Here is a 13984-nt window from a genome sequence, read left to right as displayed (position 1 = left end):
GAATGAGGCGGTATGCAACTCACGGCGATGATTTTGGCCTAAGATAGTTGGATAGGGTAAGAGATTTATGAGGTAAATGATGAACTTTTATATATAGCTGCATGAAGGTGTGATGTAATCGTGTGTGCGAACGTGTGTTTGCAGGAGGAAATCAGTATGAGTGAGTGGTTTACTATTGAAAAAATTGATGATCAGACATATGCCATCAGTGAATATAAGCATTGGGAACAGGTGCATTCTTATTTGGTAATAGGTGATGAATCGGCCTGTCTGATTGACAGTGGTTTGGGTGTGGAGAATATTCACGAAGCTTGTAAACAGCTGACATCCCTGCCGATAATGACAGCGACCACCCATGTGCATTGGGATCATATCGGTTCACATCACGCTTTTGATCAGATTGCGGTTCATGAAAAAGAAGCTGATTGGCTGCGGCATTTTCCGATTCCATTGCCAGTGGTAAAGGCTAATTTACTGCGCGATCCCTGTGACTTTCCAAAATCCTTTGATCCATCAGCTTATACGGTTTTTCAAGGTGAGCCAACCCGTATTCTGCATGACGATGATGAAATAAAACTGGGCGGCAGAACTTTGCGGGTAGTGGCCTCTCCCGGCCATTCACCAGGTCATGTCTGTTATTTTGATGAGGCAAGAGGACAATTATTTTCCGGTGATCTTATCTATGCCGGCTGTCTTTATGCTTTTTATCCAACGACCGATCCAATCGCTTTCCGGGCTTCAATACAACATGTGAAAACTTTACATGTCAAACGGTTATTGCCAGCTCATTATGCTTTGAATATACCAGTATCGTTAATCGATGAAATTGATGAGGGCTTTATGATGATTGAAGCAAAGGGCTTGCTGAAGCAGGGAAGCGGACAGTTTGACTTTGAACATTTCAGTATTCACATTTAAGAGGAATGAATTTAGAAAAGCATGAATAAGCAGTACAGCGAACCGCGAATCATGGAGTACATAAGCTGAACCAAAAGATGCTGTAAATTTGATTTATAGTTTGTGTATCACCGGTTTTATTCTGATTTTGTTAAATTATGTCAATATCTTCTTGCTGCCGCTTGGCATCCTAGTGGAAGGTTTGGCGGTTGTGTGTAATTTACTTTTCTTTAAGTGTCCGCATTGCGGCAGACATCTTGGTCAAACAGCGTCGATTATTGTCAGCACTTTGGAAAAGGGGTTAATGATTAATTGCATGAAGCTTGAAAGAGATATAATTCTTAAATTGAATGAGTTGACTTTCTGTGCTTTGCGCATATAATGGAATTAGTAAAACAAATAAATATGTGGTAGGTGAGGCTACTACAGGGATATGGGTTGCTGCCGCAAAATAGTGGAGACACTATGCGTTGGTTAGCAGACTGCGTCGGTTCAAGGCGTAGTCTAATGCAATTTCATGGTCAACAAACCACGCCCTGTAAAGCTAAAGCTTGGATGACAGACAATCTTTTTTATGTTCGCATAAAGACTCTTTGTCATCGCACAGAGAGTTTTTTTATTTGTCTGGAAAGGGGTGACAGAAATGGAATCAGGCTGCAGTGGCATAGGACATGATGATGGACATGCCCGAGTGAGTATCCTATTGACAGAAAGTGATCAAACCTGCATCTTGATCCTTTCTGACCTTTAATCGCGGGCAGGTTCACCTTCTTGGCTTATGTCGTTTTCTAAAACAAAGGAGGATAAGAAAATGACATTCAAGAAGTTATTAACACAAAATAATTTAATTAAGTATAGAAAAAATGAAGCAGATAAAAAAAGACTTCAATTAAAACAGCGTTTATCAGCGTTATCTTTACTGAGTGAAGAAGCGCTGCTGCAGGAATTTAATCAAAGCATGAATGGTTTTAATGAGGTACAAGCTGAACTCATGCGTGAAAAATATGGGACGAATACGCTGCCGAAGCAGAAGGCTGATTGGGCTGGACTGCGTCTTTTGCGCTGCTTATTTACACCTTTTACCTTAATCCTGATCGCATTGATGGGGATTTCCGCTATTACTGATGTTGTGATGGTAAGTGCTAAGGATCAAGACTTTTCTAAGATCATTATCATTTTTGTGATGATTACCCTAAGCACTGTAATACGTTTTGTTCAGGAGACTAAATCCAGCCGGGAAGCTGAGAAGCTGAATGAAATGGTAGAAACAACAACCTTGGTTTATCGAAATCAGAGTGCGAAGGAAATTCCCGCGGATGAAGTAGTTGCCGGTGATTTGGTGCGGCTGGCGGCTGGTGATTTAGTCGTTGCTGATGTAAGAATTCTGCAGGCTAAGGATCTGTTTATCTCACAGGCTTCATTAAGCGGCGAGAGTGATCCGCTTGAGAAGCAGGGGATTGCTTTGAGTGAGCCGGCGGCATCGGTAACTGACAGTGAGAACCTTGCTTTTATGGGCAGCAATGTAATCAGCGGCTCAGCGTTAGGTATGGTTATCGCTGTAGGCTCTGATACTTTCTTTGGCAGTATGGCAGAAAGCTTCAGTGAACCGCAGGATGCCACCAGCTTTGAAAAGGGTATGAATGCGGTTACTAAAATATTGATGCGTTTCATGCTGGTTATGGTACCTGTTGTATTTGTAATCAATGGTTTTACTAAGCATGATTGGCTGAGTGCCTTCATGTTTGCGGTATCGATTGCTGTCGGCATGACGCCGGAAATGCTGCCGATGATTGTAACAACATGTCTGGCCAAGGGCGCGTTAGTGATGTCGAAGCAAAAGACGATTATTAAAGATTTAAACGCTATTCAGAATTTTGGCGCGATGGATATTCTGTGTACTGATAAAACCGGTACCCTGACGTTAGATAAGGTTGCCCTTGAATATCACCTTGATGTTTTAGGCAATGAAGATTCAAGAGTGCTGCGTCATGCCTTTTTAAACAGCTATTTTCAGACAGGATTGAAAAATCTGCTTGATGTGGCAATCATTGAAAGAACCTTTGCGGAGGCAGAGCATGATGAAGCTTTTGCGGCTTTAAGCAATCTGTATGAAAAGGTAGACGAAATTCCCTATGATTTTAACCGCCGCCGTATGAGTGTGGTTGTTAAGGATGGGAATGGCAAGACACAGCTGATTACTAAGGGTGCTGTAGAGGAAATCTTAAAAATCTGTACCCATGTGGAAATTAATCATCAATCGGTTATGATGAGTGAAGAGCTGCGTGTTCAGATTTTAAAAACCGTTGCTGATTTTAATGATCAGGGACTGCGGGTACTGGCTGTCGCGCAGAAAACCAATCCGCGGGAGGCTGGTATGTTTGGCGTAGAAGATGAAAAGGATATGATCTTGATCGGTTATCTCGCTTTTCTTGATCCGCCAAAAGGCAGTGCAAAGAGCGCGATAGCCAGTCTGCACGAATATGGTACTGAGGTAAAGGTTCTAACCGGTGACAGTGATCGAGTTACCTGCAGTGTCTGTGAACAGGTGGGAATCGATACCGGGCATATTGTATTGGGTTTTGAAATTGAAGCGATGAGTGATGATGAATTGAAAGTGCTAGTTGAGGAATGCAGGGTTTTCGCAAAGCTGTCACCGGATCAAAAAGCGCGGATTGTCGCACAGCTAAAGGCGAATGGCCATACCGTGGGGTATATGGGTGACGGCATTAATGACGCCATGGCAATGCGTCAAGCAGATGTCGGCATTTCAGTAGATACAGCAGTGGATATCGCGAAGGAAACGGCTGATGTCATTTTGCTTGAAAAGGATTTAATGGTTTTGAAGGAAGGTATTCTTGAGGGACGCCGCACCTATGCGAATACAATTAAATACATTAAGATGACGGCCAGCTCAAGCTTTGGCAATATGTTTTCAGTGCTCTGCGCCAGTGCATTTCTGCCTTTCTTACCGATGACCTCGATACAGCTGATCCTGCTTTCACTTGTATATGATCTCTCCTGCGCGGCAATTCCATCTGATAATGTTGATTCAGAATTTCTGCGTCAGCCAAGACCATGGGCTGCTGAGAGCATCAGCAAATTTATGCTTTGGATGGGCCCTATCAGTTCAGTATTTGATATCTGCACCTATCTTCTGCTTTATTTTGTAATTGCCCCAATGGCAGTGAAAGGCGGCTATCATACGCTTACTGATCAAAGCAGCATCACCTTGTTTATTTCTGTTTTTCAAACCGGTTGGTTTATTGAATCCATGTGGACACAGACGCTTGTACTGCATACACTGCGCTCAGCCAAGCTGCCTTTTATACAGACAAGAGCTTCTAAGCCGGTTACTTTGCTGTCATTAGCAGGCATCTTCCTGCTGACGCTGCTGCCATCCACCCAAATCGGCAAGGCCTTGGGTTTAGTCAGCATGCCTTTGATGTATTATGGCTGGCTGCTGCTGATCGTAGCTGGTTATCTGGTTATTACTACAGTTGTGAAGGTTTTCTATATCCGCCGATATGGGGAATTATTATAAGTAAAACATCGGGTCTTGGGCCCGATGTTGTTTTAATATTTATTTTCGATTCTTTCAATCAGCTGCTGCTCATACGCATCGAATTTCAGCTGATACTCATTAGCTGCATCATCACTTATTTTTTTAATGTCAGTTATTTGATTCAGCTCATTACGAATTACGCTGAGATTGATCGTTCCAGCAGGATCATTCCAAAAACTCTCATATAGGTTATCGCCAAGTTCATCAATAAAGGTTTTAACCCTTGTACCCTGATAATATAATACTCCATCTGAGTATTCAATCCCTAGAGTCTTGTATTGATCAAACTTAGTGTCAGCCGTATAATTTTCATTAAAATGCGTACTGTTTAGCTCCTCTTTGAAAAAGGCATCATAGTATGCCTTGGCATCCTGAGCGGTGATGGTTTCAATGCCGATAATCTCACCGCCGCTGTTTCTGACTGCCGATAAATTCTCATGACCGTTTTCATCCCAATAGAAGGCATCGGATACCGCCTGCTGATCGATAAATGAACGGATTGGTTCACCGTTATAAAGCAGCTTAGTGCCATCTTCAGAAATCGTGATACCAAAGGCTGAGTAAGCGGCATAGAGTTCAGGATCAGGCATGAAGGCCACGTTGATATTAGATGAAGGAACAATGTGCTCTCGAATGATTTCCGGTGAAGTATTCTTTTCATTTGCTGCTATGATGATGCCGCTGCCTAAAGTAAATGCCATGACAGCACTGAGAACGGCAATTCCCGTTTTTTTCTGTTTTGTATCCATAATTGCTTTGATTCTTTTTTTCATGTCTTTTTTACCTCCATAAAAATTAGTTGATAAAGCTGTTTTTAATTTTGAATTAAATCTGACAACACCAAGAATCGTTTTACTATAAGATTGTCGCGTTTCAGAATCAGTATGCAAAACGACTTGTTCATCACAAGCTAATTCACACTGAATGTCGATAACTCTTGTTATGATAATCATGATCGGATTGAACCAATGGATGGCGGCAGCGAGCAGTACCAGATATTTGTACCAAAGGTCTTTCTGACGATAATGAATTAATTCATGCTTTAGAATTAAGAAGTATTCATCTTGTGTGAACTGCACCGCCGGCATTAAGATTTTGGGATGAATGATGCCGATCAGCATCGGCGAACCGATACATTCACAGGTTTGCAGGCTGATATCTTTATTAATTCCCATCTGTGTTTTAAGTATCTGCATGATTGTTAGCATATTTTCATCAGATGTCGGTTCACTCCAGCGTGATGCCAGCTTTAAAAAACGATAATGCTTGATTATATGATAAATCAGAAATAAAAGCATTCCCAACAGCCAGCCAGCTGTAATAAGCGTATTCCATGGTATACTTACCGAGGGTGACTGAGCGTTGCTGATGAGCGTCGGTGCGGCGGCAGGCAGCTGGTCAGCGCTTGGTATGAGCGCAATGTTCTTTGGTAAATCAATCTTTACCAGGGCATTGCGGAAACGGGGACGAAAGGGAATGATAAACCCGAGGATAATAATCAGCCATGCATAATAGCGGCTCTTAATCGAATAGCGTTTTGATAAAAGCGGTGTGAGGGCAATATAGATAAGCGCCAGCACTGACATAAGGTATGAACACATCAGCAGGTGCGATATAAAGTTTTGCATATTAGTCCTTTCTCTGTTTCGCCCATTCTAATAATTCATTGATATCATTATCAGTCAGAGCTTGGTCCGCATACAGCGTATTCACAAGATCGAGAAGTGAATTATCATGAAATTGTCTCATGAAATTACTGGTTTCAAATTTAAGATAGTCTTCTTTATTAATCAAAGGATAATAGATACGTTCTTTACCTTTCTTATCGGTACTTAAGAAGTCGCGTTCAACTAAACGAAGCATCAATGAATTTACTGTCTGTGCCTTCCACCCCTTCTCATATCCGATCTGTTCCATAATTATATTTGTGGTAATCGGCGGTTCATTGGCCCATACAACCTTCATAACTTCAAACTCCGCATCCGGTAATTTCTTCATCATTGTCATGCTATCAGCTCCTTTAACCATATTCTACAACTGTCTTATATAAGTGTCAAGCATATTTAAGACAAATGTAGAAAATAAGATAAAAATATCAGCAGCATCACTGCCGCTGACATAATTCACTCATCTTTCTTATATTCAAGCAGATCGCCCGGCTGACAATCCAGCACCTCACAGATAGCTTCTAATGTAGAAAAGCGGATCGCGCTGATCTTACCGGTTTTGATCTTGGATAAATTGACATTGGTTACCCCGACTTTTTCCGATAATTCATTTAATGAAATTTTGCGATCTGCCATAACCCTGTCCAATCTTAATATGATAGCCATAATATCACTTACAATGTCTCATCAGATAACTGCTGAAGCAAAGCACCGTATTCAAATATTAAAGCGATTGCAAAAAGCAGCAGGGCAGCGATAATAAAAGCCGGGTCAGGGACTTGTGAAGCAGGGGCAGAGTCTGCAAAGGAAGCATAGAAGCCTTTACGTGCGATAACCTCTACAAAGGCATAGACGATCATTCCGATACCTGCTTTCTTTAACTTAATAATATTGTCAGCCTTAAAGGGACGGGCATCGTTTTTAGTTGATTTGAAAAATAAATAAGCATGGCGTATGATCAGCATCAGCATCAAGGCTGATACCATGTCGATGCCAATTTCAGCACATAAAACACCTTTTGAATTCGCATGAAGTGCAATCAATAAAAACTGATAGAACTGACTGCTTTCAGGCGAACTGATTAATAGCCATAAGAGGGCAATCAATGAAACAATAAAATCCAAAAGTAAAAACGCACCGATAACTAATGACACAGCTGCGATGATACCACTTCTCTTTTTTAACTTATCCTCTAAAGTCTGCATGAAGAATACCTCCTGTTGATACTTGAAGTATATCACTCATAGTTACGATAGTCAAATAAAATTTAATGATAAACATTAAATAATATCTGTTTTACGATTAATTATTTATGCTTGGTGAATAATTTACGCTGGCTGGATAACAGTGTGTTCTTCATACAGCTGCGATTTCATGAAAGATGCTGACGATCCTGAAGCAGGACAATGCCAATACAAAGCATACCGATGCCCAGTAATGTGAAGCCGGTGTGCAAATCAAGCTTGTCAAGAATCGATAAAACTAAGACTGCTGTACCCATAGCCACGACGATTGCTTTGAGAACTGTCTGTATCACTTCATTGATACGATTCATGATGGATTCGTTTTTAGGACATGCTTTTCCCTGCATTAACTCATCAACAGTGACATTTAAAATTTCTGCTAATTTAGGCATTGAATTAATATCCGGACATGACAGATCGCGTTCCCATTTTGATACTGCCTTATCAGTCACATTCATTTTATCTGCGAGCACTGCCTGCGTCATTCCCTGTTCCTTACGCAGTGATGCGATCATTTCACCTAGTGTTTGTTTTTTCATTTTGTTTTCTCCTTTAACATAAGCTCATTGTAACAGATGCGCTCAGCGGCTCAACCGACCATCAGTTTACCTTTCAGATTTTTTGGTTTACCTGCAGTTTACTGATTAATCAGATTACTGGTATATTCAATTTTATTACTCAAAACATCATCATAATATTGCTGTTTAGCATCTATATAGGCAATACTTTCATTGATTTGATTTAACTGTGCAAGCAATGCCTGTTTTTTATCGGCTAAAATCATTTTACGGGTTGGAATTGATGAGCTTCCCATTAAGCAAAGAGTGACATAATGCTGCATTTCTTTAATTCCCATTCCACAGTTTTTTAAGCATGATAGGCTTCTTATCCACTCAATATCTCTTTCATCAAATACTCTATAATTATGATTATCTCTTTTCACATTGGGAACAAGGCCTTCATTACAGTAAAATTTCAGCGTTTCATAAGTAAGGCCTGTTTTTAGACAAGCTTCTTTCATGTTGAACATTTTGTTTCTCCTTTTTTTAAATAAGTATTGACCGGTAGTTACTACCGACATGTATAATCCAATTGTAGCTGAAATAAAGCAACTGTCAAGGAGGAAATATTTATGGAATATGTATACTTAAGTAACGGTGTTAAAATGCCCAAGTTGGGTTTTGGTGTTTTTCAAATAGCAAAAGAGGATTGTGAACAATGTGTATTAGATGCAATACAAGCAGGTTATCGCCATTTTGATACTGCACAATCTTATTTTAATGAGGAAGAGGTTGGGAATGCCATTAGTAAGTGTGGAATACCAAGAAATGAATTTTTTATCACAACGAAGGTGTGGATCGATAACTATGGCTACGATAAGACAAAACATTCAATTTATTTGTCGATGGAAAAGCTTAAGACGGACGTGATTGATTTAGTCTTATTGCATCAGCCTTTTAATGATACTTATGGTTCCTATCGTGCATTAGAGGAATTATATGAGGCAGGTAGAATCAGAGCTATTGGTGTCAGCAATTTCCCGCCTGATCGCTTAGCGGATATTGCTGCGTTTAACCGTATCCAGCCACATGTGAATCAAGTAGAAACAAATCCGCTTAATCAACAGATCAAAGCACAGATGAATATGGTGAAAAGAGATGTGCAGATCGAAGCATGGGCTCCGTTTGGGGAAGGTAAAAGCAATATGTTTGCGAATCCGGTATTAAAAGCAATCGCAGATACCCATGGTAAGTCAGTAGCACAGGTTATTTTAAGATGGCTTATGCAGCGAAATGTGGTAGCATTAGCTAAATCGATACATATTGAGCGAATGAAAGAAAATATAGATATTTTTGATTTTCAGCTTTCAGAAGAGGAAATGTGTAAAATTGCGCAATTAGATACAGGTACCAGTTTGTTTTTTGACCATCAAACACCAGAAACAGTTGATATGTTTGTGAAAATGATTCAGGATCGTAAGAATAAAATATAAAAAGCTGATGAGCATCATTAATGGTTGAACTATTGTACCGTTTTGTGAAAAGGTTTAAGATTAAGAAAAAAGGAGGATCACTATGAAGGTATTAATGATTAACGGCAGTCCGCATCCGGCAGGAAATACTTCAATCGCGCTGAATGAAATGGCAAAGATTTTCAGTGATGAATCAATTGAGACAGAAATCCTGCAGATTGGCAGCCAGGCAATCCGCGGCTGCATCGCCTGCGGACGGTGTCATGAATTAGGAAGATGTGTATTTGATGATAGCGTCAATGAAGCAGCTTTAAAATTTGCGGAATGCGATGGCCTGGTGATCGGCAGCCCGGTCTATTATGCATCAGCAAACGCGACGCTGATTGCCTTTTTGGATCGTTTATTTTACAGTACGAGCTTTGATAAAACGATGAAGACAGGCGCCAGTGTCGTTGTGGCGAGACGGGGCGGTTTATCCTCAACCTTTGATGAATTGAATAAGTATTTTACTATTTCCGGCATGCCGGTTGCTTCCAGTCAATATTGGAACAGTGTTCATGGCAGAAGTGCCAATGAAGCGCTGCAGGATGGCGAGGGTCTTCAGACAATGCGCACGTTAGCAAGAAATATGGCGTTTTTAATGAAGAGCATTGAGTTGGGTAAAGCGGCTTATGGCCTGCCGGTTAAGGAAGCGGCTGTGCATACTCACTTCATCAGATAGTTTTCAAAATGAATAAGAAAAAAAGGTATACGGGTGTATGCCTTTTTGTATGCTTATTTGATTTTGTCGATGATCTCACTGGCCGCTTCTTGATCAAGAATCACGGTTACATCCTGATGCAGCTGAAAAATTGAAACCGGAAAATCTTGAGTGATCGGTTCAAAGAATGCCTTTCGCGCTGTCTCTGCCTTTGCTTTGCCAGACAGGATGAAGACGATGCTGTTTGCGGCCATGATCGTTTTTGGCCCCATTGTAATATAATGCTCGGGAATTCTTGTCTCATCATCAGAATTCAGGTCCTCATGAAGCAGCTGAACCATCAGATCCTCAATCACCTTGGTCGCATGGGCATCAATCGTATGTACACCCTCATCCCAGCTTTTAAATGTCTCCGGCTGATTGCCGCAGAAATGACCATTTGTGCCAATTCCCATCAGCACCAAATCAAGTCCGCCGTCCTGTTTGATTTCATCGTCAACCCGATCTTTGTTCACTTCAGTCAGATTGTGAATATGGTCATCCGCAACATTTGCCAGATTGAAATATTTGCGGTCCAGACTGGCACGGCAGATTCCCACCGGATCATTCTTATACCAGAATTCATCAAAAATATAATAATGCACATGATTAAAATAAGCCTTATCTCTTGTCTGCGCGGCAAGCAGCTTATAACCCTCAACCGGTGTTTCGCCAGTGGTGATCGCAATGTTCACCCTTTTTTTTGTGCTGTGCATGTGCTTCAGCATCAGCTGAGCCATCACCTGACTCAATTCCTGATAATCTTTGGTAACTATAAAACGCATAATGAACCTCCCTTTATTAATAACTTCACTCTAACGCATCCATACTTTATTTAGCGTCACTGTCAGCAAGTTAAACACAATCATTGGTAAAATCATCACTATTATTTAAAGACTAAACCTAATTCTTCAGATTGTATTATTTCTCAACACAACCTGAAATTTTTGTCATAAATGCTTTTTTTTTCTGTGATGCTGCCAAAATCTTCCAAGCTAACTGCAGATTAGTGTCGACAACAGCACATCTATTTAAAGTAAAATTAAATTAAACCTCAGTCTATGATGAAATTAAGCGGCACTGTGCTGAAACCGTCAACACATGCCACACAGGGGAAGTCATTTGTTTATGATAAAGGCAGATGAAGGGCTGTCTTTAAGAAAGGATCTATGATGGATAAAGCAACAAAGAGTGAAATTTATGATTTGATACTTCAATGTACCTTAGAATTCTGCAGTTCACAAAAGCTGAACAGTGATTCAGCAACACTGGGGGAACGTCTGAATATATCAAGATCTTTAGCTTCACAATATCTCAATGAATATTTTAAAGACGGCACATTCATTAAGATATCAACACGGCCGGTTTATTTTCTGGATAAGAAAACCGTCGAGAAAAGTTTTCGCATCGATTTAAAAAGCAATGAATTCTATGATGTGAATGAATTGATTCAGCTTGTTGAAAAGGGACTGCTTGCGCAGAAAAGCTTCCTGCAGGCGATTGGCCATGATACATCACTGGCTTACTGCATCATGCAGTGTCAGTCTGCCATCAAATATCCGCCGAATGGACTGCCGATTCTCCTTTACGGTGAGCATGGTGTCGGCAAGACTTATCTGAGTCATTTGATTTATCAGTATGCCTTAGAAGAAAGAATCATTCCGGATGACGCGAAGCTGATGTTTCTTCATGAAGCTGACAGCAATCTTGATGATTATAAAAAAATCTTTGGCTCGATTCGTATTCAGGGCGATAAGAAACTGCTTCAGGAAGGACTGCTGGCTAAAGCGAAGAATGGTATTTTGGTGATTGATCATGCGGAAACATTGTCGGATAAATGTTACCGGCAGCTGATGAGTTATATGAAAAGCGGAGACTATACGGTTGAAAACTATGGCACCTTTCATTCGGCGACACGCTTAGTCATGACAAGCTGTGTCGATCCAAAAGAAAATATTGACAGTCTGTTTCTTCATAACGTACCAATTTTATGTCAGATACCGTCATTGGAAGAACGGCCGCTTGAGGATAAGGAAGCGTTTGTGATTCACTTTCTAAAAGAAGAGGAGGAGAATCTCCGCAAGCAGATTTATATCTCAAGCAAAGCATTTGCGGCTTTAATTGAGGGACATTATAAGAATAACATTGAGGAATTGATCGGCTGCATTAAGACCAGCTGTGCGAATGCCTATCTAGCCAGTGATCAAGCTATGAAGAAACTGGAAATTTATTTGTATCATTTACCGGTATCAGCTATCAGTACCGTTCTGCCAGTGAGTGAGGAAGAAAATCTGATCTGCGTCGATCAGACGATCAATCACAGCATCAGCGGGAAGCTGCTGAGTTACTTTGATTATATGCTTGAATTATTTCATGAGTATGAAAAGGGGAATCTGAGTGATAAGCAATTCAGTGAGAAATGCTTTGAAGGCATGAATCAGTATTATGACTACATTGTATTTGAAAGAAAATATACCAATCCCAGAGTTTCCGCTTATGAAAAATTAATTGTGAATATCTTTGAGAATATGCTGGATCAATATGATATTTATATTCCCGCCAACTGTGCCTTTGTCATTGCCAGAATCATTTACAATATGATGCAGATGGTATCAAGCATTAAGGCATGGGAACTAAAAAATAAGGAAAGCATTCAGCATCTCTTAAATTGTCTGAAGCAAAATTATGCCGCGGAGGCAAGTGTGGCTGTTGATGTGCAGCTTAAAATCAGGCAAACGCTCGATATTGAATTAAATATGATGAATCTCGCTTTTCTGATCTTGAATATTCAGTTTTATAACCGTGAAATGAATCGTTATCTATATAACTGTATGGTTCTCGCGCATGGATATTCCACTGCTTCCTCGATTGCTGATGCAGCAAATAAGCTGGTTGGCTCACATGTGATGGACGCGATTGATATGCCGCTGAATACATCGGTGGATGAATTAATCTGCACCTTAAGAAAATATATCCGCCGCCGCAATCAGAATAAAGATTTGATATTAATGGTGGATATGGGGTCTTTAGAAGATATCGGCAATCAGATCAGTGATATCGCGAATATGCGGATCGGCGTCATCAACAATGTTTCTACTAAAATTGCCGTCAATATCGCTTATAAGGTAAAGCAGGGACTTGAAATGAATGAGATTTTTTCAAGCATTACCAAGGAAACCTATTTAGATACCAAGATTATCAGTAATGTGAAACGGAAAAAAGCGATAATCTTTACTTCTGAAACGGGTGAAACAGCGGCTGAGAGAGTTGTGCAGCTATTTAAAAACAGCCTGCCAAGACCGGTGGATATCAGTATCTTTACTTATGATTACTACCGCCTGTCAAAAAATTTAGATGATGATGAGGTTTTTGTTCAGTTTGATGTGATCTTCGTTGCCGGTACGATTCAGCTGCCTTTGACTAAGGTTGCTTATGTATCGCTGGAGGATGTGATTGCTTTTAAGGATATTGACCGTATCTCCTTAATGCTGACTCGTTATTTCAGTGAAGCGGAGGCGGAACAATTCAATAAGAATTTAGTGAAGAATTTTACACTTGAGAATGTGATGAATTATTTGACAATCCTCAATCCCGATAAGCTGATTACTTATATTGAAGCGGCTTTGTCACAGCTGCAGAATTTGATGGGGATCATGCTGCCGAATAAAACGATGGTTGGTATGTATATTCATATCAGCTGTCTGGTGGAACGGCTGATTACGAAGGATGACAGCGGCAAGAAGCTGGCGGAAGCGGGTTTGTTGAATAAGGATGAAAAGCGTTTTGTGAAGATGTTTAATGAAAGCTTCACGGATTTATTAAATCATTACCGGGTGGTGATCCCGTTAAATGAAATACTCTATCTTTATGAATATATTTTTAAGGATTTAGGAATTTAGGCAG

At 40.4% G+C, this 13984-nt stretch carries 13 protein-coding genes and 1 riboswitch; of the genes, 6 read left to right on the top strand and 7 right to left on the bottom strand.

Going from position 1 to position 13984, the window contains the following annotated elements; genetic code table 11:
- Positions 1 to 156: 156 nt before the first annotated feature.
- From DAHG_RS09025 to mgtA, 3 genes are all read left to right on the top strand, one after another.
- Positions 157 to 918: an MBL fold metallo-hydrolase gene (locus tag DAHG_RS09025; protein ID WP_022938020.1), complete on the top strand. Its 762-nt coding sequence runs from the start codon at positions 157 to 159 to the stop codon at positions 916 to 918.
- An 88-nt stretch (positions 919 to 1006) separates the two neighbouring features.
- On the top strand, positions 1007 to 1279 hold the full coding sequence (locus DAHG_RS19245; RefSeq protein WP_022938019.1) for a hypothetical protein: 273 nt from the start codon (positions 1007 to 1009) through the stop codon (positions 1277 to 1279).
- A gap of 17 nt (positions 1280 to 1296) precedes the next feature.
- Positions 1297 to 1468, top strand: a riboswitch (M-box (ykoK) riboswitch).
- 240 nt (positions 1469 to 1708) lie between these two features.
- A complete protein-coding gene (gene mgtA / locus DAHG_RS09015; protein WP_022938018.1) occupies positions 1709 to 4438 on the top strand; it encodes a magnesium-translocating P-type ATPase in 2730 nt (909 codons plus the stop codon).
- A 32-nt stretch (positions 4439 to 4470) separates the two neighbouring features.
- Here mgtA and DAHG_RS19240 read toward each other — a convergent pair whose 3' ends face one another.
- The 6 genes from DAHG_RS19240 to DAHG_RS08980 all read right to left on the bottom strand — a co-directional run bounded on the left by DAHG_RS19240 (position 4471) and on the right by DAHG_RS08980 (position 8391).
- Positions 4471 to 6087 (bottom strand): M56 family metallopeptidase, encoded by a 1617-nt coding sequence (locus DAHG_RS19240; RefSeq protein WP_034456895.1) that lies wholly within the window; start codon positions 6085 to 6087, stop codon positions 4471 to 4473.
- 1 nt (position 6088) lies between these two features.
- Positions 6089 to 6460: a BlaI/MecI/CopY family transcriptional regulator gene (locus DAHG_RS09005; RefSeq protein WP_205408113.1), complete on the bottom strand. Its 372-nt coding sequence runs from the start codon at positions 6458 to 6460 to the stop codon at positions 6089 to 6091.
- A gap of 122 nt (positions 6461 to 6582) precedes the next feature.
- On the bottom strand, positions 6583 to 6792 hold the full coding sequence (locus DAHG_RS08995; RefSeq protein ID WP_022938014.1) for a helix-turn-helix domain-containing protein: 210 nt from the start codon (positions 6790 to 6792) through the stop codon (positions 6583 to 6585).
- An 8-nt stretch (positions 6793 to 6800) separates the two neighbouring features.
- A complete protein-coding gene (locus DAHG_RS08990; protein ID WP_022938013.1) occupies positions 6801 to 7331 on the bottom strand; it encodes a hypothetical protein in 531 nt (176 codons plus the stop codon).
- 167 nt (positions 7332 to 7498) lie between these two features.
- Entirely contained in the window at positions 7499 to 7909 is a 411-nt protein-coding gene (locus tag DAHG_RS08985; protein WP_022938012.1) for a helix-turn-helix domain-containing protein, read from the bottom strand.
- 98 nt (positions 7910 to 8007) lie between these two features.
- On the bottom strand, positions 8008 to 8391 hold the full coding sequence (locus DAHG_RS08980) for a MerR family transcriptional regulator (RefSeq protein WP_235696038.1): 384 nt from the start codon (positions 8389 to 8391) through the stop codon (positions 8008 to 8010).
- Positions 8392 to 8502: 111 nt separating this feature from the next.
- Between DAHG_RS08980 and DAHG_RS08975 the strand changes: the two genes are divergently transcribed.
- Together DAHG_RS08975 and DAHG_RS08970 are read left to right on the top strand one after the other, a co-directional pair.
- Positions 8503 to 9363, top strand: coding sequence for an aldo/keto reductase (locus tag DAHG_RS08975; protein ID WP_022938010.1), 861 nt, complete (start codon positions 8503 to 8505; stop codon positions 9361 to 9363).
- A gap of 82 nt (positions 9364 to 9445) precedes the next feature.
- The gene (locus tag DAHG_RS08970) at positions 9446 to 10063 is read left to right on the top strand and encodes a flavodoxin family protein (RefSeq protein ID WP_022938009.1); all 618 of its coding nucleotides are present in this window, start codon (positions 9446 to 9448) and stop codon (positions 10061 to 10063) included.
- A gap of 53 nt (positions 10064 to 10116) precedes the next feature.
- On the opposite strand, the gene DAHG_RS08965 is transcribed toward DAHG_RS08970, so the two are convergent.
- Positions 10117 to 10866 (bottom strand): 6-phosphogluconolactonase, encoded by a 750-nt coding sequence (locus tag DAHG_RS08965; RefSeq protein WP_022938008.1) that lies wholly within the window; start codon positions 10864 to 10866, stop codon positions 10117 to 10119.
- Positions 10867 to 11250: 384 nt separating this feature from the next.
- Between DAHG_RS08965 and DAHG_RS08960 the strand changes: the two genes are divergently transcribed.
- A complete protein-coding gene (locus DAHG_RS08960; protein ID WP_235696037.1) occupies positions 11251 to 13980 on the top strand; it encodes a sigma 54-interacting transcriptional regulator in 2730 nt (909 codons plus the stop codon).
- Positions 13981 to 13984 lie beyond the last annotated feature (4 nt).

The sequence above is a fragment of the Dielma fastidiosa genome (assembly GCF_000313565.1).
In the GTDB taxonomy this organism is placed as follows: Bacteria; Bacillota_I; Bacilli_A; order Erysipelotrichales; family Erysipelotrichaceae; genus Dielma; species Dielma fastidiosa.
This window is presented reverse-complemented; position numbering and strand designations above follow the sequence as displayed.

Coding starts and splice junctions, on each gene's coding strand:
- DAHG_RS08995 (WP_022938014.1), bottom strand. CDS start 6,792: ATGGCTATCATATTAAGATTGGACAGGGTTATGGCAGATCGCAAAATT.
- DAHG_RS08975 (WP_022938010.1), top strand. CDS start 8,503: ATGGAATATGTATACTTAAGTAACGGTGTTAAAATGCCCAAGTTGGGT.
- mgtA (WP_022938018.1), top strand. CDS start 1,709: ATGACATTCAAGAAGTTATTAACACAAAATAATTTAATTAAGTATAGA.
- DAHG_RS08985 (WP_022938012.1), bottom strand. CDS start 7,909: ATGAAAAAACAAACACTAGGTGAAATGATCGCATCACTGCGTAAGGAA.
- DAHG_RS08990 (WP_022938013.1), bottom strand. CDS start 7,331: ATGCAGACTTTAGAGGATAAGTTAAAAAAGAGAAGTGGTATCATCGCA.
- DAHG_RS08970 (WP_022938009.1), top strand. CDS start 9,446: ATGAAGGTATTAATGATTAACGGCAGTCCGCATCCGGCAGGAAATACT.
- DAHG_RS08980 (WP_235696038.1), bottom strand. CDS start 8,391: ATGAAAGAAGCTTGTCTAAAAACAGGCCTTACTTATGAAACGCTGAAA.
- DAHG_RS19240 (WP_034456895.1), bottom strand. CDS start 6,087: ATGCAAAACTTTATATCGCACCTGCTGATGTGTTCATACCTTATGTCA.
- DAHG_RS08965 (WP_022938008.1), bottom strand. CDS start 10,866: ATGCGTTTTATAGTTACCAAAGATTATCAGGAATTGAGTCAGGTGATG.
- DAHG_RS08960 (WP_235696037.1), top strand. CDS start 11,251: ATGATGGATAAAGCAACAAAGAGTGAAATTTATGATTTGATACTTCAA.
- DAHG_RS09005 (WP_205408113.1), bottom strand. CDS start 6,460: ATGATGAAGAAATTACCGGATGCGGAGTTTGAAGTTATGAAGGTTGTA.
- DAHG_RS09025 (WP_022938020.1), top strand. CDS start 157: ATGAGTGAGTGGTTTACTATTGAAAAAATTGATGATCAGACATATGCC.